Consider the following 22,369-nt stretch of genomic DNA (forward strand, 5'->3'; position numbering starts at 1 on the left):
CCGTTCACGGTGCATAAAAAACCCGGCCTGGCGCCGGGTTTTTTCTTGCCTGTCGATCGCTTAGCAGCTCAGCCCCACCAGTAGCGCACCATATGGAAGAACACCGGGGCGGCGAAGCACACCGAGTCGAGGCGGTCGAGCATGCCGCCGTGGCCTTCGATCATGTGGCCCCAGTCCTTCACCCCGCGGTCGCGCTTGATCGCCGACATCACTAGGCCGCCGGCGAAGCCGAGCAGGCACACCAGCAGGGCGAACAGGCCGGCCTGCCAGAAGGCGAAGGGGGTGATCCAGTACAGCGAGGCGCCGATCAGGGTCGCCAGGGCCACGCCACCGAAGAAGCCTTCCACGGTCTTGGAGGGCGACAGGTTGGGGGCGATCTTGCGCTTGCCGGCCAGCTTGCCGCACACGTACTGGAGCACGTCGGAGATCTGCACCACGATCACCAGCCAGGCGATCAGCAGCAGGTTGCGGCCCTCGAAGCCGGCAATCTCCAGGGTCAGCAGCGCCGGTACGGTGGAGATGCAGTACACCGCGATCATCAGGCCCCACTGCACCTTGGAGGTACGTTCGAGAAAGCGTGTGGTATCGCCGCCCAGGGACGACAGAATCGGCAGCAGCAGGAACACGTAGACCGGAATGAAGATGGCGAACAGGCCGTACCAGCCGATGCCGATCAGCAGGTATTGCATCGGCAGCGCGAAGTAGAAGGCGGCGACCAGTGCCGGGTAGTCGCTGCGCCGGGTGGGCGTGAGCGTCATGAACTCGCGCAGCGCATAGAACGACACGCAGTAGAACAGCACCACCACGCCGGTATTGCCGAACAGGAAGGCGAAACCGATCACCGCCACCATCACCCACCAGGCGTTGATGCGCGCATTGAGGTTGTCGATGACCGAATGCGGGCCAGGGCCGGCACGCAGTTTCAGCAGCCAGCCGATCAGGCTGGCGAGCAACAGCAGGCCACCGATACCGGCGAACAACAGCAAGGTATTGCGATCCATCTCAAACCTCCTCGGGGGCCAGGGCCAGCAGGGTGCTGCGGGCGCGTTCGAGGAAGGCCTCTTTGCCCTCCTCCTCGCCCATGCCCAGCGGCGCGCCGAAATTCAGGGTGCACAGCAGCGGCAGAGGCAAGGCTCGACCCTTGGGCATCACCCGGTTGAGGTTGGCGATCCACACCGGGATCACCTCCACATCCGGCCGTGCCTTGGCCAGGTGATAGAGGCCTGCCTTGAACGGCAGCAGACCGTCTTCCAGATTACGGGTGCCCTCGGGGAAGACGATCAGCGAATCACCCTCGGCCAGCGCATCGAGCATTGCCTGCAGCGGGTTGGCGCTGGGGTCGCTGCGCTGGCGGTCGACCAGCACACCGTTGAACACCTTCTGGATCAGGAAGCTGCGCAGCGAGCCCTTCATCCAGTAATCGGAGCCGGCTACCGGGCGGGTGCGTTTGCGCAGCTCCGCCGGTAGCGATGCCCAGAGCAGCACGAAGTCGCCGTGGCTGCTGTGGTTGGCGTAATAGATGCGCTGTACCGGCTGTGCGGTGCTACCGAGCCACAGGGCGCGGGCACCGGTGAGCAGCCGCGCACCGGAGGTGATGAAAAAGGCGACCAGCGAGGCGAGCATGTCAGCGTCCTTATCCGAATCGAATGTGTGAAAGCCACGGCATCAGCACGATGGCCGCCAGGGCGACCAACACCTGCAGGGCCAGCCAGAGCGCCTGCAGACGCAGCAGGCGCAGGGCGCCCTGGCTGCGTTGTTGCCAGGAACGGCTCGGCGCGTTCTGGCGACCCAGCCATGCCAATGCCTGATCGAGCTCCGTGGTACGCCGACCGAGCTGCTCGGGCGCCGCGGCCAGGCTGGCGAACAGCTCGGCATCGAGGGCGACCCGCAGCGCGTAGTATTTCTGCACCAGGCCACACATCAGCAAGGCAATGCACACGGCCGCCCCCGTGCTGAGTGCCATGAAACCGAGCAGCGGCCCCAGGCCGATGACCAAGGCGAGCAAGGTCAGTGCGCCCGACAGATGATCCAGGGATCGGCCGCGGCGCAGCAAACCGGCGACCAGGCGTAGCTGCATTTCACTGGCCATGTAATCTGCCTCCCACGGTGGATAGCGAAGGGTTTGAAACGCCTTCCAGGGCCTGTAAATGCGCGTAACCGAGCACGACCTGGGGGCGAGCCTGGCGCAGCTGCGAAACCGCCTCTGCGACGCTCCTGCAGCGACCGCTGTGCAGCAGCCAGGCGGCGATGGCGGTGGCGCTGCGCGAATAGCCCAGGGCGCAGCACACCAGCACCGGCCCGTGGCGCCGCAGGTCTTCGATGGCCACGGCCGCCTGCAGGCAGTGTTCGCTGCTGGGGACGATCAGATCGAGGCACGCCAGTTCGCGATAGACCTGGCCTTCCACCCGGCACGGCAGCTCGGCACAGAGGTCGGCGATGGCAGCGAACGCCTGCCCTTCTCCCTTGCCGGGAATGCGCCCGAGCCAGACGCCGTCGGCCACTTCATCGGGCTGCGGATGCTTGCAGGTCCAGGCCCGGGAATTGATCCAGGCACCCAGCAGATAGGGGGCCAGCAACCAGCTGCTGGCAGCGCTGAGACGGCCGTCCGCGGGCTTCTGAAAACCCTTGGCGCCGAACAGTGCATAGTTCAACGCCACCATCAGCAGCGACAGGGCCGGCCACAGCAGCCACAAGGCGAAGCCGCCGAAATGAATCGCCACGGCGCTGCACAGAGCTGCGCCAAAGGCGTAGCGCAGGGCCAACCGCCAGCGTCGCGGGTCGCGGGCCAGGCACCAGGCAAACAACGGGCTGCGCCCTTCGCTGGGCCACAGCCACAGGCACAGGAAACCGGCGAGCATGCCGGTCGGTACGTCGATGAAATGGTGCTGCCAGGTGGTCAGCACCGACAGACCGATCAAGAAGAACCAGAGGTGCAAGGCGACTTTCCACAGCCCGCTTGCGTAATGGGCGAAGCATGCCCATAGCACCACCAGCAGCGTGATATGCAGCGATGGCGCCTGGTTGAAGGGTTTGTCGAAACCCATCAGCACGTCGAACATCATCCCGAACAGCCCATCCAGTGCCGGCCGGTCGAAGGTGAAACGCAGCGGCCAGAGCAGGAAGCAGCTGATGCAGATTACCTGGGCGGTGAGCAGTCGCAGGCCGAGGCGATCCACCGCGGCACGGGTGGCCGGCAGCAGGAAGGCCAGGCCGTAGAGCAGGTCGATGGACCAGTAGGGAATGATCGTCCACGGCCATAGGGGTATCTGCCGTTCCCAGCCGAACACCAGGCTGCCGACGTCGTCGCGTTGGGCGGTATAACCGTTGGCGAAGCCATAGGTGCCAAAGAACAGCGGCGCGAGCAGCAGCAACCAGAGTACGCCGCGCTTCCATAATCCGCTTTCGCGAACGACCGCGGCGGGCGTCATCAGGACACCCGCTGCGCCAGGGATACGCTGAAGATGCCCCACTCGTCGATGCGCTGGGTGATCTTGCGAAAGCCCGCGGCTTCGACCAACTGATCCATCTCCGCCTGGCTGCGCCGACGCATCACCCAGGCCTCGCCACCGCGGTGGCTGGTCAGGGCACGGGCGATCAGCTCCAGCTGCGGGTGCCAGGGCTGGCCGGTGTAGATCAGGTACCCGCCCTCTTCCACGGCTTGCGCCAGGCCTGCCAGGGAGTCGCCGACCATGGCGTTGCTGGCGAACAGCTCATAGAGGCCGGAGACCACCGCCAGGGTCGGTTTCGGCTCCAGCGCTGCCAGGTCGGCCTTGTCGAAGGCGTCGCCCTTGACGAAGCGGGCGATGCTGCCCAGGCCCTTCTGCTCGATCAGCGCTGCACCGTCACGCACGTTGATGTCGCTGTAGTCACGCAGCAGGATCGAATCCGGCTTGTCGCTGCCCTGCTCCAACGCTTCGAGAATGTAGCGGCCGTGACCGGCGGCGATATCGACGATGCGCACCGGGCGGCTCAGCTCGCGCAACCTTGCCATGGCCAGGCGCAGCAGTTCCTCGGCGTGCACCTTGCGCTGGCGGATGCCCCGCCAACCGATGGAATTCAGGTAGTTGCGGTCGATCAGCCGGCCAATCGGCGAACTGCCGGTGGGGGTGTTGCGGTACACGTAATCCAGGGTGCTGCCCGAGTCGAAACCGGTCTCGAAACCCAGTTGCACGCCCGCCGAAACACTGCTGCCGAGGCGCATGCTGGCCCGCGTGGCACGCCAGTAGAGATCACGCGGCGAGTTTTTCGGCAGCGGCGCCGCCAGTTCCTCGGCTTCGGCACAACTCCAGCCGAGGCGGTCGGCGTCCAAGAGTGATGGGCGCTGCAGCGGTTGCTCGAAGGCTTTCAGCACGAAGCGGCGAATGCGGGTCAGTGCGTGGGCCCGGTCGCGCTCGCCCAGGGTGTCGTGAAAGAACCCGGGCAGCACGTGCATTTCCTTGTCCAGGCTGCCCAGGCGCTGGAAGAACTGCTCCTGGGGCTTGCGGTGTACCACGAAATCGCTGCCGGAGATCAGCAACTGGGTGGGAATCTGAATCGCCTGGGCATCGGCGACCACGCGCTCGGCGGCGTCGTACAAGCCCAGCAGCATGTTCACCGAAATGGCGCGGGTAATCAGCGGGTCATTGTCGAACGAGGCGATGCGCTGCGGGTCGTGGCTGAGAAACCTGGCCTTCACGTAGCTGTTGACGAAGAAGTTGCCGCGCCAGGCGCGCATCGCCTTCAGGCCCGGGCGGGCGAACGGCACATACAGCTTGACCTTGAAGGCCGGCGAGGCGAGCACCAGGGCGCGGATCTTCGGTGCGTAGTCGTGGGCCCAGGTGGAAACCACCACGGCGCCGACGCTTTGCGCCAGCACCACCATGTCCCCGGTCTCGATGCCGTACCTAGCGGCGATATGGTCGATAAAGGTCTGCACGTCGCGCACGCTGGTGGCGAAGCTCGGGCTGTCGCCCCGCTCCCCCGGCGACTCGCCGTGGCCGCGGGCATCCCAGGCGAAGAAATCGAAACCCTGCAGGCCCAGCTCGTCGACCAGATGGGCCATGCGCCCGCCGTGCTCATGGCCGCGGTGGAACATGACGATGGCGCGGCGGGCGGCATCGGGCCGCACATCGGCAGCCGGCCAGTGACGGTAGAACAGACTGACGCCGTCGTGGGTCGTGAAGGTACTGGCGCGAACTTCGGTCATCAGGGCTTTCCTATTGCGCAGAAGAAGACGCTTGCGCCAAACCGTGGCGTACGCGGTTGAACAGCGTGTACAGCAGCAGCGCGGTGATCACCGCGAGAATCGGATCGATCCAGCTCAGCGGCAGCAGCGCGCTGGCCACCCCGGCACCGAGCACGCCAAAGCAGAAGGCGCGGTCGCTCTTGCCCATCGGCCCGTCGTAGCGACGCGAGGCGCCGACCATGGGGCCCATCACCCCGGCGTATTCGCTGATCAGCGCGAACAGCACCAGCACCACCACCAGGGTCGGTGATACGCCTGGCAACAAGGCGAACGGCAGGAACAGCGCGGCATCGGCGATCACGTCGCAGAGTTCGTTGAGGTAGGCGCCCAGTGTCGATTGCTGGCCGAACTCGCGGGCCAGCATGCCATCGACGGCGTTGAGCGCCATGCGCAGGATCATCCACAGCGGGATCAGCGCGAACAGCCAGAGGCGCTCGGGAAAGAGGGCCAGCAGCAGGCCGATGAGCACCGATACGACGGCGGCGCTCAGAGTCACCTGATTGGCGGTCACGCCAGCGTCGAAGAGGCGCCGTACCAGGGGACGCAAGAGGTTCTGAAAGCGCGGTTTCAGCTGATAAATCGAAAGCATGTCACGAACTCCGTTTCGCCATGTTTCTGTGTCTGGCAGAGCGCCAGCTTAGCCGGTTGAGCCCCTACTAAGCGATACGTCAACGTGAACATCGTCAAGTTGCCGGGTAAAACTTATGCCCAATTTATCGACAGCTTGGGTACCAATAAAAATCCAGTTAAATCAGTACATTGAGCGGGAAAACTCAATTAAAAAGGAATTCGCTCAACAGGTTATCCACAGATTGGCCGGGTCAGGCGAGGTCATTGGCGGTTTCCACCGGAGCGGCCTGGGGGCTGAGTGCACCGATTTCGCATTGCGCCTGGCTGACCCACTGGAATGCGCGCTCGTTGAGGTTGGCGATCGCCCGTGGGCCTTCGCCTTCTGCATACATGGCCGGGCCGATCACCACCTGCACCACGCCCGGTTTCTTGCTCCAGCCGTCCTTCGGCCAGAACTGCCCGGCGTTATGGGCGATCGGCAGTACCGGCAGGTTGCTGTTCACCGCCAGGGCGGTACCGCCGCGGGAGAACTTGCCGATCTGGCCGTCCGGGATACGCGTGCCCTCCGGGAACACCAGCACCCAGGCGCCCTGCTCCAGGCGCGTGCGGCCCTGCTGGGCCAGTTGCTTGAGCGCGGCCTTGGGATTGCTGCGGTCGATGGCGATGGGCTTGAGCATGGCCAGCGCCCAGCCGAAGAACGGCACGTACATCAGCTCACGCTTGATGACCTGGCTCAGCGGCTCGAAGTAGGCGCACAGGAAGAAGGTCTCCCAGGTGCTCTGGTGCTTGGCGAGAATCACACAGGGGCGCTCGGGAATGTTTTCGGCGCCCTTGACCTCGTACTTGATGCCGGCAACCACCTTGGCCAGCCAGACCGCGCTGCGGCACCAGGCCTGCACCACGAAGCGGTAGCGGGCACGGAACGGCAGGAAGGGCGCGACGAATACGCTGATGATGCACCAGACGAACGAGCTGGAAGACAGCAGCAGGTAGAAGAGTACGGTTCTGAGGGACTGCACTGGCGACATGGGAGCGATTACCGTGGCAGGGCGTGCCTGCGCTATCAAGTGAGAAGCCGGGCAGCCACGGCCGCCAGGTCGTCGAATATCAGGGTGCCGGTTGGCAGAGCGGCTTTGGCCAGGGTGCGTTCGCCCTTGCCGGTTTTCACCAGCACGGGCTGACAGTCGACGGCGAGCGCCGTTTCCAGGTCACTGGCGCTGTCACCCACGAACCACACGCCGGCGAGCGGCAAATCATAGTGCGCGCCGATCTGGCGCAGCATGCCGGGCTTGGGCTTGCGGCAGTCGCAGCCGTCGTCCGGGCCGTGTGGGCATTGCACGATCAGGCCGACTTCACCGCCCTGCTCCGCCACCAGCTCACGCAACCGCGCGTGCATGCCTTCCAGCACGCTCAGCGGGTAATAGCCGCGGGCGATGCCGGACTGGTTGGTGGCCACGGCCACGGTCCAGCCCGCCTTGCTCAGCGCGGCGATGGCCTCGATGGAGCCGGGGATCGGAATCCACTCCTCGAGGCTTTTGATATAGGCGTCGGAGTCCTGATTGATGACCCCGTCGCGGTCCAGAATGATCAGTTTCACGCGTGTTCCTTCGCAGGTTTTTGAAAAACGTAGGTGAGGCAGCTAGCGCAAGGCAAAAGCAGGCGAGAAAGCGGAGTGTACGAATAGTACATGAGCATTTGGAGCCTGCTTTTAACGCCGCGATAGCAACGCAAGTAGTTTTTCAGCAACCTGTTAGTGCCCGGCCCTGCGTGGGCCGGGCAAAGTGGTCAGCCCAGTACCGAGATATCGGCGACGCCCAGGAACAGGCCACGCAGACGCGCCAGCAGCGCATAGCGGTTGGCGCGTACCTTGGGGTCTTCGGCGTTGACCAGCACCGCTTCGAAGAAGGCGTCCACCGGGGTGCGCAGCGAGGCCAGCTGGGCCAGCGCCTCGCGGTACTGACGCGACTGCGCCAGCGGTTGCACGGCGTTGTCGGCCTTCTGGATCGCGGCGTTGAGGGTGAACTCGGCCGGCGTATCGAAATAATGGGCTTCGATGCTGCTCGCCACTTGCCCATCGGCCTTGCTCAGCAGGTTGGACACGCGCTTGTTGGCGGCGGCCAGGGCTTCGGCTTCGGGCAGCTTGCGGAAGGCCTGCACGGCCTGCACGCGCTGGTCGAAGTCCAGCGGCGACAGCGGGTTCACGGCACGCACGGCCTGGTACACGGAAACGTCCACGCCTTCGTCTTCGTAGCGCGCCCGCAGGCGGTCGAAGATGAATTCCAGCACCTGCGGGGCCAGGCCGGCGGCCTTGACCTTGCTGGCGTACTGGCGCACGGCGAACTCGACGGTGGCGCCCAGGTCCAGGTCCAGGCCCTTCTCGATGAGGATGCGCAGCACGCCCAGGGCGGCACGGCGCAGGGCGTACGGGTCCTTGCTGCCGGTGGGCAGCATGCCGATGCCGAAGATACCGACCAGGGTGTCGAGCTTGTCGGCCAGGGCCACCGCTGCACCGGTCAGGGTACTCGGCAGCTCGGCGCCGGCACCGCGCGGCATGTACTGCTCGTTCAGGGCCAGGGCGACGTCCTGTGGCTCGCCGTCGTTCAGCGCGTAGTAATAGCCGGCGATGCCCTGCATTTCCGGGAACTCGCCGACCATCTCGCTGGCCAGGTCGCACTTGCTCAGCAGGCCGGCGCGGGCGCCACGCTTGGCGTCGCCGCCGATGCGCCCGGCGATGAAGCCGGCCAGGGCCGAGACGCGCTGGGCCTTGTCGTAGACGGTGCCGAGCTGGGCCTGGAACACCACGTTGGTCAGGCGCTGATTGAAGGCTTCCAGCGGCTGCTTCTTGTCCTGCTTGAAGAAGAACTCGGCGTCGGTGAGGCGCGGGCGCACCACCTTCTCATTGCCGGAGATGATCTGCGCCGGGTCCTTGCTCTCGACGTTGGCCACGGTGATGAAGCGCGGCAGCAGCTTGCCGTCCGCATCGAGCAGGCAGAAGTACTTCTGGTTGTCCTGCATGGTGGTGATCAGCGCTTCCTGGGGCACTTCCAGGAAACGTTCCTCGAAGGAGCAGACCAGCGGCACCGGCCATTCGACCAGGGCGCTGACTTCGTCGAGCAGCGCCGGCGGCACGATGGCGGTGCCCTGCTGCTCGGCTGCCAACTGGTCGACGCGCTTGGCGATCTGCTCGCGGCGCTCGGCGACGTCGGCGATCACGTAGGCGGCGCGCAGCTCCTGGGCATACATGGCGGGCGCAGAGATGCGCACTTCATGGTTGGCGTGGAAGCGGTGGCCGCGGGAGAAACGGTTGGCCTTCTGAGCGAGGATCTCGCAGTCGACGATCTGATCACCGAACAGCATCACCAGCCACTGGCTCGGGCGGACGAATTCGGTCTTGCGGGCACCCCAGCGCATGCGCTTGGGAATCGGCAGCTCGTTCAGGGAGTTTTCCACGATACCGGGCAGCAGCGTATAGGCGCGCTGGCCAGGAATGTGCTGGCTGAATTTCAGCTTCGGCCCGCTCTGGTCGATGGCCGACAGCTCCACGCCACACTTCTTGGCGAAGCCCAGGGCGGCCTGGGTCGGGTTACCCTCGGCATCGAAGGCCGCCTGCACGGGCGGGCCGTCGAGGTTGACGGTGCGATCCGGCTGTTCGGTGGCCAGTTGCTCGACCAGCACGGCCAGGCGGCGTGGCGCGGCGTAGTAACGTGCACCGCGGTAGCTCAGGCCGGCGGCCTTGAGGCCTTTCTCGACACCGGCGAGAAAGGATTCGCCGAGGGTCTTCAGGGCTTTGGGCGGCAGCTCTTCGGTGCCCAGTTCAACCAGAAAATCGAGCGCACTCATTCTGCAGCCTCCAGCTTGGCCAGTACTTCATCACGCAGATCGGCGGTGGCGAGCGGGAAGCCCAGGCGGCGCCGGGCCTGCAGATAACTCTGCGCCACGGCGCGGGCCAGGGTGCGCACGCGCAGGATGTACTGCTGGCGCGCGGTCACCGAAATGGCGCGACGGGCATCCAGCAGGTTGAAGGTGTGGGAAGCCTTGAGCACCATCTCGTAGGTCGGCAGCGGCAGCTCCAGCTCGATCAGGCGGTTGGCTTCGCTCTCGTAGAAATCGAACAGCTCGAACAGCTTGTCGACGTTGGCGTGCTCGAAGTTGTAGGTCGACTGCTCCACTTCGTTCTGGTGGAACACGTCGCCGTAGGTGACCTTGCCGAACTGGCCATCGGCCCATACCAGGTCGTAGACCGAGTCGACGCCCTGCAGGTACATGGCCAGGCGCTCGAGACCGTAGGTGATCTCGCCGGTGACCGGGTAGCACTCGATACCACCGACCTGCTGGAAGTAGGTGAACTGGGTGACTTCCATGCCGTTGAGCCAGATTTCCCAACCCAGACCCCAGGCGCCGAGGGTCGGCGATTCCCAGTTGTCCTCGACGAAGCGGATGTCGTGCACTTCAGGGTCGAGGCCGATGGCCTTCAGCGAGCCCAGGTACAGCTCCTGGAAGTTTTCCGGATTCGGCTTGAGCACCACCTGGAACTGGTAGTAGTGCTGCAGGCGGTTGGGGTTCTCGCCGTAACGGCCGTCGGTCGGCCGGCGCGATGGCTGCACGTAGGCGGCGTTCCAGGTTTCCGGGCCGATGGCACGCAGGAAAGTGGCGGTGTGGAAGGTACCGGCGCCCACTTCCATGTCATAGGGTTGCAGTACCACACAGCCCTGCTCGGCCCAGTATTGTTGCAGGGCGAGGATCAGGTCCTGGAAGGTGCGCACGGCAGGCGTTGTCTGGCTCACGAAAAATTCACCTGTTGGGGCTGCGACAGAAAGCCGGGGAGTATACCCGATGCAAGACGCAGCCCGCATGCTGCGCCGTCTCGCCTGATAAAACGACCGCGGCGCAGCGCACGCCCTGTGGATATCGTTGCGGCCTCGGTGGAATTCGAGGCTAGCGAGAGATGAGCCCTCTGGCGGCGACTCGCCCTGGCCGTTGTGGGCGCGCACCATGGGCGCGAAATCGTCATCAGCCCTTCGGCGGGAAACCTGGCGGTCGGGCCGCTATCGCTTCCCGGGTTGCACCCAGGCTGCAGGCGCCGATGGTCCGCGGTTATAGTCTGCCCTCGCCCCTCACCGAGCCGACTGCCATGCCCCGCTGTTTCTGGTGTAACGACGACCCGCTGTACCAGGCCTATCACGATGAGGAATGGGGCGTGCCGTCGCGCGATCCCCGCCACCTGTTCGAGATGCTGCTGCTCGAAGGAGCCCAGGCCGGGCTGTCGTGGATCACCGTGCTGAGGAAACGCGAGCGCTATCGTGACGTGCTGTTCGGTTTCGATGCCGAGCGCCTGGCAGCGATGAGCGATGCCTATATCGACACCCTGATGCAGGACCCCGGCATCATCCGCAATCGTCTCAAGCTGCAGGCCGCGCGCCGGAACGCCCAGGCCTGGCTGCGCCTCGAGGATCCGGTGGCGCTGCTCTGGTCGTTCGTGGGCGGCCAGCCGAAGATCAACCATTTCAGTGGCCGCGGCGACGTGCCGGCGGTCACCCCTGAAGCCGAGGCCATGAGCAAGGCGCTGAAGAAGGCCGGCTTCACCTTTGTCGGCCCGACCATCTGCTACGCCTTCATGCAGGCCACCGGCATGGTCATGGACCACACCCGCGACTGCGATCGCTACCCACAACTGCAAACGGAGAAGCAGCCATGAGCACCACCATCGCTACCCTCGAACAACTGGAGGCGCTTTACGGCGTGCCCCACGAGCGCTCCCTGCGCAAGGAGCTGGGCTACCTGAGCGCGCCCTACCAGGCGCTGGTGGCGGCTTCGCCGTTCGTGGTGCTGGGCACCCATGGGCCGGATGGGCTGGACTGTTCGCCACGGGGTGATGCGCCGGGTTTCGTGCGGATCCTCGACGAGCGCACCCTGTTGCTGCCGGACCGCCCCGGCAACAACCGCATCGACAGCCTGCGCAACATCCTCCACGACCCCCACGTGGCGCTGCTGTTTCTGATTCCCGGGGTGGGCGAAAGCTTCCGGGTCAACGGCCGCGCGAGCATCTCGCTGGAGCCCGAGCTGCTGGCGCTGTGCGAGGCGCAAGGCAAGCTGCCGCGCAGCGTGCTGCGCATCAGCGTCGACACCTGCTACTTCCAGTGCTCCAAGGCGGCGGTGCGCTCCGGGTTGTGGGCGGTCGAACGGCAGGTCGAGCGGGCCAGCCTGCCGTCGGCCGGCGACCTGCTGAAGGCGGTGATGGACCCGCAGTTCGACGTCCAGGCCTACGAGCAGCAGCTGCAGGAACGTCTCAAAACCCAGCTTTATTGAACGTTTCGTCGTTTCTGATCGTGTATGTAACAGTCAGGCCGGCCCCGGACGGTTACAATACGCGCCCTTTTTTATCGGGAGCTGCTTGTGGAAAAGCTCAAAGGCGCGCTGGTGGTCGGATCCCTGCGCTTGTTCGCCCTCCTGCCCTGGCGTGCGGTGCAATCGCTCGGCGCGATGATTGGCTGGCTGATGTGGAAGTTGCCGAACGGCTCCCGCGAAGTCGTGCGCATCAACCTCGCCAAGTGCTTTCCGGAACTGACCGCCGCCGAGCACGACAAGCTGGTCGGCCGCAGCCTGATGGACATCGGCCGCACCCTGACCGAGAGCGCCTGCGCCTGGGTCTGGCCGGCCCACAAGTCACTGGCCCGCGTGCGCGAGGTCGAGGGCCTGGAAGTGCTCGAAGCCGCGCTTGCCTCCGGCAAGGGCGTGGTCGGCATCACCAGCCACCTGGGCAACTGGGAAGTGCTCAACCACTTCTACTGCTCGCAGTGCAAACCGATCATTTTCTACCGCCCACCGAAGCTCAAGGCAGTCGATGACCTGCTGCGCGAGCAACGGGTGCAACTCGGCAACCGGGTGGCACCGTCGACCAAGGAAGGCATCCTCAGCGTCATCAAGGAAGTGCGCAAGGGCGGTGCCGTGGGCATTCCCGCCGACCCGGAGCCGAGCCTGTCGGCTGGTATCTTCGTGCCCTTCTGCGGCACCGTTGCGCTGACCAGCAAGTTCGTGCCGGGCATGCTCGCCGGCGGCAAGGCGGTCGGCGTGTTCCTGCATGCGCTGCGCCTGGAGGACGGCTCGGGTTACAAGGTGATCCTCGAGGCCGCGCCCGAGGGCATGTACAGCGAAGACACCTACACCGCCGTGGCGGCCATGAGTGGCGTGGTCGAGAAGTACGTACGCGCCTACCCCAGCCAGTACATGTGGAGCATGAAGCGCTTCAAGAAACGCCCCGAGGGCGAAGAGCGCTGGTACTGAAACCGGCGGCGCCTCGCAACCTCGTGCCGCTTCGCTAGGCTTGCCCGGCAATTTGAGTTATTAACGGGGCACATCTTTCCCGAGGCTGTCAGGACATGTCCGCCAACCAGCGTCAGCATCCCCGTACACCGATGAAATGTCGGATCAAGATCTGCCACCCGAGCTTTGGTGAGCTGGTCGCCCAGACCCGCGATCTTTCCGACGGCGGCGTGTACGTCAAGCACGAGAGTCTGGCCGACCTGGAGCCCGGCACTCGGGTGACCGGCCAGGTGCAGGACCTGCCCATCGAGGCGCCAATCCTGGAGATGGAAGTCATGCGCGTCACTCCCGAGGGTGTGGGGCTGCGCTTTATCCGCGACTGAATCCAACGGGCCGGCGCCCTGCTCCGCCGGCCTCGTTCGTTGTGCCTACAGCTTGGCCTTCACCGCCGCCAGGCCGTCACCGCCATCACGGGTTTTCACGCCCTCCAGCCAGCCTTCCAGCACCTGCGGGTTGGCCTTGATCCAGTTCTTGATCGCCGTGGTATTGGCCACCTTGCGGTTGAGCACGTCGTCCATGATGGTGTTCTCCATCTCCTGGGTGAACTTCAGGTTGGTCAGCAGCTTGCCCACGTTCGGGCATTCGGCAACAAAGCCCTTGCGTGCCAGGGTGTTGACCGAACCGGTGCTGCCGAAGAACTTCTCGCCGCCCTTGAGGTACCTCATGTCGAACTGCACGTTCATCGGGTGCGGCGTCCAGCCGAGGAACACCACGAACGCGTCGCGCTTCACCGCGCGGCCGACCTGCACCAGCATGGCCTGCTCGCTGGACTCCACCAACTGCCAGTCACCCAGGCCGAATTCGTCGCCGGCGATCATCTGGCGGATGTAGTCATTGGCGGGCGAGCCCGAGCCGATGCCGTAGATCTTCTTGCCGAACCTGTCGGCGAATTTGGCGAGGTCGTTGAAATCCTTCACGCCGGCTTCATAAGCGTAGGTCGGCACGGCCAGGGTGTATTCGGTGCCGCCGAGGTTCTCCACCACCTTGTCGATCTGCCCGGTGGCCACGTAGCGCTCGTAGTCATGCTGGCCGGCGGGCATCCAGTTGCCGAGAAACACGTCGACCTGGCCTTTCTGCAGGCCGGCGAAGATGATCGGCACGGCCAGGGTGCGGGTCTGCGGTTTGTAGCCCAGGCCGTCGAGCAGCAGGCTGGCGATGCCGTTGGTGACCGCGATGTCGCTCCAGCCTGGGTCGGCCAGGCTGACGCTGGCGCATTTGGCGTCTTCCGCCTGGGCGTACAGGCTGGCGCTCAGGGCCAGCAGGCTGGCGGTGATCACGGTCTTGAGTGGCTTCATCGGCATTGTCCTGATGCGTGAGGGAGCTGTAACCCTAGCAGATACAGGGGCGATTCCTGCCCTGTGTCAGGCGGCTTCTGACCTTTACCGTTCGTCGCCGAAAAGGGGAAAAAATGAACCCAGGGCAATTTTCAACTGTCCGTCCACGGGACGTGCGGAGCACTCTTTTAGTTCATTATTTAGGTTGCAAGTGGCTGATCAAGGAAGGGATTCGCGGCGGCTTGAGTCTTCTTTCAAGGTCATCGAATTGAATAAACTGATCCTTTCTCTGTTTTTGGGCGGCACCCTCTTATGTGCTGCAGCTGGCAATGCCTCGGCCAGCTTCCGGGTTCACCTGCAGGACGGCAGCAGCCGTGTCGTCGCCCCCGCCAAGGCCGACCCCAATTCTTCCCAGGCTGTCGTCAACCGGGCGCTGAGCGCACTGGGCACCCCGTACCGCTGGGGCGGCACCAGCCTCGAGCACGGCTTCGACTGCAGCGGCCTGGTCAACTATGCGTTCAAGAAGGTCGATGACCTCGACCTGCCCCGCACCTCCCGCGCGCTCTCCCGCGTCGATGGTCCCAAGGTGGCCAAGGGCGATCTGGAGCCGGGTGACCTGCTGTTCTTCCGTATCCGTGGGCGCAGTGTCGACCACGTGGCCATCTACCTGGGCAACGACCGCTTCATTCACGCGCCGCGGCGTGGCACCAACGTGCGCATCGACAAGCTCAGCGACGGCTACTGGAAAAAGCACTTCCAGCTGGCCCGGCGGGTGATGCCCGAGGGTGCGCAACTGGCCAGCAACGGCTGACAGGGTCGGCGAAACGACTGTTGTGTGGCGAAGGCGGCCAGCGGTGCAGTACCTGTGGGAGCGGGCCATGCCCGCGATTCGCGCGTATGGCGCGCTCCCACAATGGATCGCCGAGCAGCCGCTAGCATCCCACGCAGAGCGTGGGGAGCGACCGGTTGAGTGGGCCGCTTCTGCCTTCGAGGCGTCGCCAAGCAAAGAGGTTGGTCATCCGCCGGGCGGGCTGTTACCAGGGCAGCCCAGGCAGTACACTGCGCGCCGCTTGCAGCCATGTCGGCTGCGGCAATGGGTTCCCTAACCCCATTTCACGAAAAAGGACATCCCATGACCCTGCTTCCCGCCTCGGTCAGCCGCGCCGTATTGGCTGCGCTGATCGCGTTCCACATCCTCATCATCATCGCCAGCAACTACCTGGTGCAGTTGCCGATCACCCTGTTCGGCTGGCACACCACCTGGGGCGCATTCAGCTTCCCGTTCATCTTCCTGGCCACCGACCTCACCGTCCGCCTGATCGGCAAACATGCCGCGCGCGTGGTGATCGCCCGGGTGATGGTGCCCGCGTTGATCGCCTCCTACATCGTCTCGGTGCTGTTCCATGAAGGCGCCTTCGGCGGCGTGGCGGCCCTGGGCGAATTCAACCTGTTCGTGTTCCGCATCGCCCTGGCCAGCTTTCTGGCCTACGTGCTCGGCCAGCTGCTCGACATCCAGGTGTTCGACCGCCTGCGCCAGCTCAGGCACTGGTGGGTGGCGCCAGCGGCCTCCAGCGTGTTCGGCCAGGCCATGGACACCCTGGCGTTCTTCTCCATCGCCTTCTGGCAGAGCAGCGACCCGTTCATGGCCGCCAACTGGGTGGAGATCGCCGTGGTCGACTACGTGATCAAGCTGGCGGTCAGCCTGGCGCTGTTCGTACCGCTGTACGGCATGCTGCTCGGGGCCATCGTGCGGCGCTTGCCGCAGCGCACCGCGCTGAACTGACACGGCCGCAAAGCAAGAACGCCGGATCCCCTCACGGACATCCGGCGTTTTTCATGGCGTGACTGGCTGGCTCAGCGCGATGCGACAGCCATTGGCAACGCCTGCAGGCGCGACAGGTGCAGGGCCACGGCCAGGGAGATCAGCAGCAGCGAGCCGATGAACAGGCCCAGGCCGTCCCAGCCACCGGCCTGCCAGAACACCCCGCCCAGGGTGCCGGCGACGCTGGAGCCCAGGTAGTAGCAGAACAGGTACAGCGACGATGCCTGGCCCTTGGCCTGGGTGGCGCGACGGCCGATCCAGCTGCTCGACACCGAGTGGGCACCGAAGAAGCCGAAGGTGAACAGCAGCATGCCGACCAGGATCACCGGCAGCACGTCGAACAGGGTCAGCACCAGGCCGGCGAGCATCAGGCCGATCACCGCCCAGAGCACCTTGCGACGGCCCAGCTTGTCGGCCAGGGCGCCGACCTGCGCGGAGCTGTAGATACCCGACAGGTAGACGATCGACAGCAGGCCGATACTGGTCTGGTCGAGCTTGAAGGGGGCTTCGATCAGTCGGTAGCCGATGTAGTTGAACAGCGTCACGAAGGCGCCCATCAGCAGGAAACCCTGCAAGAACAGCCATGGCAGGCCAGCATCGCGGAACTGCAGGGTGTAGCCCTGCAGCAAGCTGCGCGGGCGCAGCGAGCGGGGGCGGAAGTTGCGCGACTCGGGCAGCAGGCGCCAGAACGCCGTGCCGGCCAGCAGGCCGAGGCCACCGAGGGTACCGAGCACCGCGTGCCAGGACATGAAGTCCACCAGTACGCCGCTGAGCAGGCGCCCGCTCATGCCGCCGATGGCGTTGCCGCCGATGTATACGCCCATGGCCAGGCCCAGGTGCAGCGGGTCGATTTCCTCGCTCAGGTAGCTCATGGCCACGGCGGCCAGGCCGCTCAGTGCCAGGCCGACCAGCGCGCGCATCACCAGCACGCCTTCCCAGGTCGGCATCAGCGCGCTGCCCACGGTGAACAGGGCGGCGGCGAGCAGCGACACCACCATCACCGGTTTGCGGCCGAGCGCATCGGACAACGGTCCGGTTATCAACAGGCCCACGGCCAGGGTGATGGTGGACACGGAAAGGATCAGGCTGCTCTGTGCGGCGCTGAGCGCGAACTGCTGCGCCAGCATCGGCATCATCGGCTGCACGCAATAGAGCAGTGCGAAGGTGGCGAAACCGCCGCTGCACATGGCGAGAATGGTGCGCAGAAAGGCGCGGGTGCCCTTCTGGATATAAACGGGCTCCAGTGGGGCGCTGCGGGGGGCAGGTTCCTCGTTTGCGGGGCTGAAACACTCGTGCGGTGCGTGTGGAACGGGCTGACTCATTACGACCTCTTGAACACTCGATTCCCAGGCGAAGCGCCGCCGCATGCACTGACGAATGTCGGCATGGGTGGTTGTTGTTATTGGGAATGAAGTCAGGATAAATAGGCGTGCAAGTTCTTTCCAATATAATATTCGACCTGATCGATACGTTATTCGACCTATTGGGAGTGAGCGGTGGAGTTGCGCCATTTACGTTATTTCGTGGCCGTTGCCGAAGAGCTGCACTTCGGTCGCGCCGCCGACCTGCTGGGCATTTCCCAGCCGCCGCTGAGCCAGCAGATCCAGGCGCTGGAGCAGGAGCTGGGGGTGCGTCTGTTCGAGCGCAGCAACCGCCACGTAGCGCTCACCGATGCCGGGCGGCTGTTTCTCGAGGAGACGCGGCAGACCCTGGCCCAGGTCAGCAAGTCAGTGGACGTGGTGCGCCGCGCCGAGCAGGGCGAGATCGGCGAGCTGCAGATCGGCTTCACCGCCTCGGCGCCGTTCGTGTCGATCATTCCCCGGGCGGTGTTCGCCTTTCGCCAGGCGTTTCCGGCCGTGCACCTGGATCTGCAGGAAATGACCAGCAGCCAGGTCTGCCAGGCGCTGATGGACAAGAAGCTGCAGATCGGCATGATCCGCCCGCTGGACCTGCCCGCCGAGCTGGATGCCGTGGAACTGCTCAGCGAGCCCCTGGTGGCGCTGCTGCATGCCGGGCATCCGCTGGCCGGTGAACAGGACGGCGGGCTGGCGCTGGCCGAGTTGGCGGACCAGCCATTCGTGTTCTTTCCGCGCAGCTACGGCACCGGCCTGTACGGCCAACTGTTCAGCCTGGCCCGTCAGGCCGGCTTCACCCCGCGCATCACCCAGGAGGCCCACGAGGCACTGACCATCATCGGCCTGGTGGCCGCCGGGCTTGGGGTTTCGGTGCTGCCGGCATCGTTTCGGCGCATTCGCATCGATGGCGTGGTGTTCCGTACCCTGACCGATGCCGACGCCACCACCGCGGTGTGGCTGGTCAAACGCCGCCAGGAACGCTCGCCCCTGGCCCAGGCCTTTATCGACCTGCTGACCCGCGAGGTGCAGGCGCTCAAGTAAAGGCACACGCACTTTCCAGTACAGCTGACAAAAGATTCCGTATCTCCGTGCCCAACGAGCTACGAGGCTGGCGCATATTTCTGATCTGGGGCTGCCAATTTCGTAGCAAAACGCCTTGAGGCAAACATTCATTTACGGCTGTCACGATGTCTGTTCCTGATTGTGCAATTTCTTGCGCAATCAGAGCTTTTCGACGTTTTTGTCACATAAAAAGATCTTTTCTATTGCGCCTATCTGCTTCTGCGCAGCATAGTTTTGAGACCTTGCCGACCGATAGGGAGATTGGAATGTCTGGTAAACCTGCTGCCCGCCTGGGCGATCCCACCGCCTGCCCATTGCCTGGCCATGGTAATAATCCGATTGCCGAGGGCTCACCCGACGTCTTTTTCGACGGCTTTCCTGCCGCCCGTCAAGGCGATGCCACTGTCTGCGGCGGGACTCTAAGTACTCATGTCATACCTAATGTACTGATCAACGGATTGCCTGCCTGCGTGGTCGGGACATTGGGTAGCCACGGCAATGTGATCGTCGGTGGCTCGGGCACCGTGCTGATCGGCAATACCAGTGGCTCGCCCGCCCCTGCGATCCAGGCCGCCAGGGCGCCGAAACTGTGTTTGCAGTGCCTGTTGCTGGCGGCGCAGCGCAACCAGACTTTCGTGCCACTGGAAAGCCTTGGAGCGCGCCGATGACGAACGCTGGTGCTGTAGCATCACTGTGCCGACGCCTGCCCCTGGATTCGCTGAATAATGCGAACAGGCTCTATGCCCTGGTGGACGGTGCCCGCTACCTGACCTTGGACAAGCGCCTTGCAGATGCCGCCGGGAGTATCCAATTCCAATGGCTACTGGCAGGCAGCGAACTGGACGAGATCAGCCATGCCGGGCCTGCCCTGGTCGAGTTCTCGAGCATGCACGCTTCGGCCAATGGGTTTCTGGATTGGCTGATCGCCCGCGACAAGCAATCGCCCCTGGTCTCCTGGTTGTGGAGCGGGCACCCCTTCACGGTCATGGCCGAACACCACCGGTGCCTGCTGTTCACCCAGATGCCCGATGGCCGGCGTTCCCTGTTCCGCTACTACAACCCCCAGGTCAGGCGCGCCCTGGAGCAGGTCGTGACACCCGGTCAACGCCAGCAACTGATGCGCCACGTCAGCCAGTGGCAGATCTGGCAGCCCTTGCAGAGCGGCTACCTCAGCTATGAGGGGCAGGATGTGGAGGCGGGCGATGTTTGACCTGACAGGCGACCAGTTGCTGCAGCTTGAGCAAATCCGCCAGGACGAAATGATCGAGCGCTTGATACTCGAACTGCGCCAGGAGAACCCGGCCTGGCTCGAGCGTACGGGCCTACGGCCGACAATCCGGCTATTGCATGAGATGCGTGAAGAAGCCTGGGCTTTCGGTATCCACGAACCTGCCATGGTCGAGCGTTTCCTGCGCCATGGCCTGACGTTCACCGACTTCCACAAACAGGCCGCTTTCATCGAATTCATGAATCGCCCGGTGGCCGATACACCGGAGCAACGCTTCCGGGATTACCAGAGCGTCGTGGAATTCAAGGTACTGATGCAGCAATGGCGTGAGCACGAACGCGCAAGGAGTGCAAAATGAGCGGCATTCTATCCACGGGCCCCATGGCCTTGCGACTCACCCCACGGATGGGCCCGCGTACGCCCTTCGACATGCCGATGCCTCCTGCAGCCCCACGCTTTCCCATGCCGCCGCCTCGGCCCGCCCCCATGCCAGCACCGGCTCCAGGCACGCTGCCCAGGCCAACCGCACAGCCCGCGCCCAGGCCGCAGCCGATACCTGCGCCACAGGTCGAGCCACATGCGCCGTCACGCACCGATGCGCCGCCGATCACCGGCGAACGTACGCGGGAGGCCGAGCGCGACTGCGAGGCGGATAGCGGCCGGGACTGCGTGGAATGCCCGCCCGAACAAGGAGAGATGGCTATCGCCAACAACGGCAAAGGCCATAGCATGTCCGACCTTTCCGCCCGTTATCAGCAGTGGGTGACCAATTTCCCCTTTCCCTACGAATGGTTCTGGAATGGCACCTGGTGGGACGGCTTCGACGAGCCTCGCTGCACCCTGCTGGAAGCCAAGGCGAATTATGCGTTTATGTTTATACCGATTGTCCGTCGACCTCATATTTGGGCTCGAGAAAAGATACGAACCGATTTGATAAAGAAAGCGGAAATTCATAGTTATAAGGCTGTTCCTACACCACCTGTCTATGTGGAATGGCATTTTCTACAAAAAATTGTATTCGAATATTGCTCAGGTCAGTACGAGAGAATGGGTATGAGCAATCTTAAATCTTTTTGGAACCCGATGCCTGGTACAGAAGAACATGAAGATTACGAAGATATTAAAAAAGAAGAAAAACGGCAGTGGGATGAGTACTACAGAGATAATCCAGATATGCGTGCTTGAACTGAGGTGATTCTGTGAAGGACTTCAAAAACTTTTATCTAATGTTGCGTTTCGAAAAGTCTAGGATCGTAACGGTGCCTCGTGAGATCCAGTTGGCCCGCTCGCTCGAATTTTTCAAGCGTATTGGTCAGCTGAGTCCTTTACTGAAGAACTGGTATCGGTGTGGCGATTCAGCAGAGGATGGGCTGCGCTTCAACGTAATGGAGAATACGCAGTTTTTGCGGAATGCTGTTGAACATTGGGAGGAAAACGATAGGCAGCAGACCGAATATGTACTTTGGAATGGCCAGCCGGATATCACCAAAGGAGGATTGTCGATAACCTACTACGCCCATGACAAACCGCTGATGTCTAGTATCGAGATTGAGGATGCTGGGGCTCTTGTCATGGTGGAGTCTGATCCTCGCCGGATTTTCATTGGAATTCTCAACGCGGCGGTAGATATCTGGCCGGAAATCGACTGGGGATTGGTCGTTCCTGACGATTACTACCTGTACCGCCGTGTTTTTCAGGATCGGCAGACCATCGGCTGGATCGGTTTCTGCCCACGCGCGCTGAAAGCGTCCGATTTCCCGGACGCCGATGAACTGATCGATGTGCCAGGGCGAGGCACCATCGTGGTGAGCTGTCCGCAGGTAATGGATCAGGATAATTTGGAGCATGTTCAGCGAGTCGGCAATATTGATATCAAGCTGATGGAGCTAGGTTATCTGCCCATATTTCCCGGTTGAGATGCCAGAAAACCGCATGCCCCGCCACGTACCGACGTGAAACGGCTGCGACTGAGAGGCAGACGGGCCGTTGACTGCGTTGAATGCCCACCCGAGCAAGGGGAGATGGCTGTCGCCAACAATGGCAAAGGCCATAGCATGTCGGATCTTTCCGCCCGCTATCAGCAGTGGGTGACCAACTTCCCCGTTCCCTACGAATGGTTCTGGAATGGCACCTGGTGGGACGGCTTCGACGAGCCTCGCTGCACCCTGCTGGAAGCCAAGGCGAACTATGCGTTTATGTTTATACCAATCATTGGGCTGCCACGGCCTTGGGCTAATGTTGATAGTGAATTAATTATTCCTGCAGAAAAGCACTCATTAAAAGCTCGACCCACACCCCCAGTTTGTATTGAGTGGCACTTTCTCCAGAAAATTGTCTATGAGTATTGTTCAGAGCAATATTTAGAAAAAGGCCTTAACAATTTAAGAGCGTTCTGGAATCCCATGCCAGGAAGTGATGAATATGATAAATATATCAAGCATCAAGAGGAAGAGAAGCAGCTTTGGGATGAGTACATTCGTAATAATCCCGGATATATTGCTTAAATTTAAATGA

At 63.3% G+C, this 22,369-nt stretch carries 25 protein-coding genes; 13 read left to right on the plus strand and 12 right to left on the minus strand.

The window, feature by feature from the left end:
* Window positions 1–68 precede the first annotated feature (68 nt).
* The 10 genes from K8U54_RS10035 to glyQ form a co-directional block, all read right to left on the minus strand.
* Entirely contained in the window at window positions 69–1,001 is a 933-nt protein-coding gene (locus K8U54_RS10035) for a phosphatidate cytidylyltransferase (protein WP_249909984.1), read from the minus strand.
* A gap of 1 nt (window position 1,002) precedes the next feature.
* Window positions 1,003–1,623: a lysophospholipid acyltransferase family protein gene (locus K8U54_RS10040; RefSeq protein ID WP_249909985.1), complete on the minus strand. Its 621-nt coding sequence runs from the start codon at window positions 1,621–1,623 to the stop codon at window positions 1,003–1,005.
* Between the two features lie 10 nt (window positions 1,624–1,633).
* Window positions 1,634–2,089 (minus strand): hypothetical protein, encoded by a 456-nt coding sequence (locus K8U54_RS10045; protein WP_249909986.1) that lies wholly within the window; start codon window positions 2,087–2,089, stop codon window positions 1,634–1,636.
* Complete coding sequence (locus tag K8U54_RS10050) at window positions 2,079–3,428, minus strand: phosphatase PAP2/dual specificity phosphatase family protein (RefSeq protein ID WP_249909987.1); 1,350 nt, start codon at window positions 3,426–3,428, stop codon at window positions 2,079–2,081. The genes K8U54_RS10045 and K8U54_RS10050 overlap by 11 nt, the downstream gene beginning before the upstream one ends.
* Complete coding sequence (locus K8U54_RS10055) at window positions 3,428–5,185, minus strand: bifunctional alpha/beta hydrolase/class I SAM-dependent methyltransferase (RefSeq protein ID WP_249909988.1); 1,758 nt, start codon at window positions 5,183–5,185, stop codon at window positions 3,428–3,430. Before K8U54_RS10055 ends, K8U54_RS10050 begins: the two co-directional genes overlap by 1 nt.
* Before the next feature lie 10 nt (window positions 5,186–5,195).
* Window positions 5,196–5,813 (minus strand): CDP-alcohol phosphatidyltransferase family protein, encoded by a 618-nt coding sequence (locus K8U54_RS10060; protein ID WP_249909989.1) that lies wholly within the window; start codon window positions 5,811–5,813, stop codon window positions 5,196–5,198.
* Between the two features lie 232 nt (window positions 5,814–6,045).
* Window positions 6,046–6,822, minus strand: coding sequence for a lysophospholipid acyltransferase family protein (locus K8U54_RS10065; protein WP_249909990.1), 777 nt, complete (start codon window positions 6,820–6,822; stop codon window positions 6,046–6,048).
* 35 nt (window positions 6,823–6,857) lie between these two features.
* On the minus strand, window positions 6,858–7,391 hold the full coding sequence (gene gmhB / locus K8U54_RS10070) for a D-glycero-beta-D-manno-heptose 1,7-bisphosphate 7-phosphatase (protein ID WP_249909991.1): 534 nt from the start codon (window positions 7,389–7,391) through the stop codon (window positions 6,858–6,860).
* A 188-nt stretch (window positions 7,392–7,579) separates the two neighbouring features.
* A complete protein-coding gene (glyS, locus tag K8U54_RS10075; RefSeq protein ID WP_249909992.1) occupies window positions 7,580–9,634 on the minus strand; it encodes a glycine--tRNA ligase subunit beta in 2,055 nt (684 codons plus the stop codon).
* Window positions 9,631–10,578: a glycine--tRNA ligase subunit alpha gene (gene glyQ / locus K8U54_RS10080; protein WP_070884847.1), complete on the minus strand. Its 948-nt coding sequence runs from the start codon at window positions 10,576–10,578 to the stop codon at window positions 9,631–9,633. Before glyQ ends, glyS begins: the two co-directional genes overlap by 4 nt.
* Before the next feature lie 347 nt (window positions 10,579–10,925).
* Between glyQ and K8U54_RS10085 the strand changes: the two genes are divergently transcribed.
* The 4 genes from K8U54_RS10085 (at window position 10,926) to K8U54_RS10100 (ending at window position 13,437) form a co-directional block, all read left to right on the plus strand.
* Window positions 10,926–11,489, plus strand: coding sequence for a DNA-3-methyladenine glycosylase I (locus tag K8U54_RS10085; protein ID WP_249909993.1), 564 nt, complete (start codon window positions 10,926–10,928; stop codon window positions 11,487–11,489).
* The gene (locus K8U54_RS10090; protein WP_249909994.1) at window positions 11,486–12,100 is read left to right on the plus strand and encodes a pyridoxamine 5'-phosphate oxidase family protein; all 615 of its coding nucleotides are present in this window, start codon (window positions 11,486–11,488) and stop codon (window positions 12,098–12,100) included. Before K8U54_RS10085 ends, K8U54_RS10090 begins: the two co-directional genes overlap by 4 nt.
* An 87-nt stretch (window positions 12,101–12,187) precedes the next feature.
* Complete coding sequence (locus tag K8U54_RS10095; protein ID WP_249909995.1) at window positions 12,188–13,075, plus strand: lysophospholipid acyltransferase; 888 nt, start codon at window positions 12,188–12,190, stop codon at window positions 13,073–13,075.
* Window positions 13,076–13,170: 95 nt separating this feature from the next.
* Window positions 13,171–13,437: a PilZ domain-containing protein gene (locus tag K8U54_RS10100; protein ID WP_249909996.1), complete on the plus strand. Its 267-nt coding sequence runs from the start codon at window positions 13,171–13,173 to the stop codon at window positions 13,435–13,437.
* Window positions 13,438–13,482: 45 nt separating this feature from the next.
* On the opposite strand, the gene choX is transcribed toward K8U54_RS10100, so the two are convergent.
* Window positions 13,483–14,409: a choline ABC transporter substrate-binding protein gene (gene choX, locus K8U54_RS10105; protein ID WP_249909997.1), complete on the minus strand. Its 927-nt coding sequence runs from the start codon at window positions 14,407–14,409 to the stop codon at window positions 13,483–13,485.
* 247 nt (window positions 14,410–14,656) lie between these two features.
* On the opposite strand from choX, the gene K8U54_RS10110 reads away from it, so the two are divergent.
* Both K8U54_RS10110 and K8U54_RS10115 read left to right on the plus strand, forming a co-directional pair.
* On the plus strand, window positions 14,657–15,199 hold the full coding sequence (locus tag K8U54_RS10110) for a C40 family peptidase (RefSeq protein ID WP_249909998.1): 543 nt from the start codon (window positions 14,657–14,659) through the stop codon (window positions 15,197–15,199).
* 321 nt (window positions 15,200–15,520) lie between these two features.
* Window positions 15,521–16,171: a 7-cyano-7-deazaguanine/7-aminomethyl-7-deazaguanine transporter gene (locus K8U54_RS10115; protein WP_249909999.1), complete on the plus strand. Its 651-nt coding sequence runs from the start codon at window positions 15,521–15,523 to the stop codon at window positions 16,169–16,171.
* A 71-nt stretch (window positions 16,172–16,242) separates the two neighbouring features.
* Here the strand turns inward: K8U54_RS10115 and K8U54_RS10120 are convergent, their stop codons facing one another.
* Window positions 16,243–17,532 carry an MFS transporter gene (locus K8U54_RS10120; RefSeq protein ID WP_249910000.1) on the minus strand — a complete coding sequence of 430 codons (1,290 nt, stop codon included), beginning with the start codon at window positions 17,530–17,532 and terminating at the stop codon, window positions 16,243–16,245.
* Window positions 17,533–17,706: 174 nt separating this feature from the next.
* Here K8U54_RS10120 and K8U54_RS10125 point away from each other — a divergent pair, with 174 nt between their 5' ends.
* The 7 genes from K8U54_RS10125 (at window position 17,707) to K8U54_RS10155 (ending at window position 22,359) form a co-directional block, all read left to right on the plus strand.
* Entirely contained in the window at window positions 17,707–18,606 is a 900-nt protein-coding gene (locus K8U54_RS10125) for a LysR family transcriptional regulator (RefSeq protein WP_249910001.1), read from the plus strand.
* A gap of 287 nt (window positions 18,607–18,893) precedes the next feature.
* The gene (locus K8U54_RS10130) at window positions 18,894–19,295 is read left to right on the plus strand and encodes a PAAR domain-containing protein (RefSeq protein WP_249910002.1); all 402 of its coding nucleotides are present in this window, start codon (window positions 18,894–18,896) and stop codon (window positions 19,293–19,295) included.
* Window positions 19,292–19,837 carry a DUF4123 domain-containing protein gene (locus K8U54_RS10135; protein WP_249910003.1) on the plus strand — a complete coding sequence of 182 codons (546 nt, stop codon included), beginning with the start codon at window positions 19,292–19,294 and terminating at the stop codon, window positions 19,835–19,837. The genes K8U54_RS10130 and K8U54_RS10135 overlap by 4 nt, the downstream gene beginning before the upstream one ends.
* The gene (locus K8U54_RS10140; protein WP_249910004.1) at window positions 19,830–20,213 is read left to right on the plus strand and encodes a hypothetical protein; all 384 of its coding nucleotides are present in this window, start codon (window positions 19,830–19,832) and stop codon (window positions 20,211–20,213) included. Before K8U54_RS10135 ends, K8U54_RS10140 begins: the two co-directional genes overlap by 8 nt.
* Window positions 20,210–21,040: a Tox-REase-5 domain-containing protein gene (locus tag K8U54_RS10145; RefSeq protein WP_249910005.1), complete on the plus strand. Its 831-nt coding sequence runs from the start codon at window positions 20,210–20,212 to the stop codon at window positions 21,038–21,040. The genes K8U54_RS10140 and K8U54_RS10145 overlap by 4 nt, the downstream gene beginning before the upstream one ends.
* 14 nt (window positions 21,041–21,054) lie before the next feature.
* A complete protein-coding gene (locus K8U54_RS10150; protein ID WP_249910006.1) occupies window positions 21,055–21,771 on the plus strand; it encodes an Imm52 family immunity protein in 717 nt (238 codons plus the stop codon).
* A gap of 105 nt (window positions 21,772–21,876) precedes the next feature.
* Complete coding sequence (locus K8U54_RS10155; RefSeq protein ID WP_283939408.1) at window positions 21,877–22,359, plus strand: Tox-REase-5 domain-containing protein; 483 nt, start codon at window positions 21,877–21,879, stop codon at window positions 22,357–22,359.
* Window positions 22,360–22,369 lie beyond the last annotated feature (10 nt).

Origin of the sequence: Pseudomonas fulva (assembly GCF_023517795.1) — a bacterium.
GTDB lineage: Bacteria > Pseudomonadota > Gammaproteobacteria > Pseudomonadales > Pseudomonadaceae > Aquipseudomonas > Aquipseudomonas fulva_D.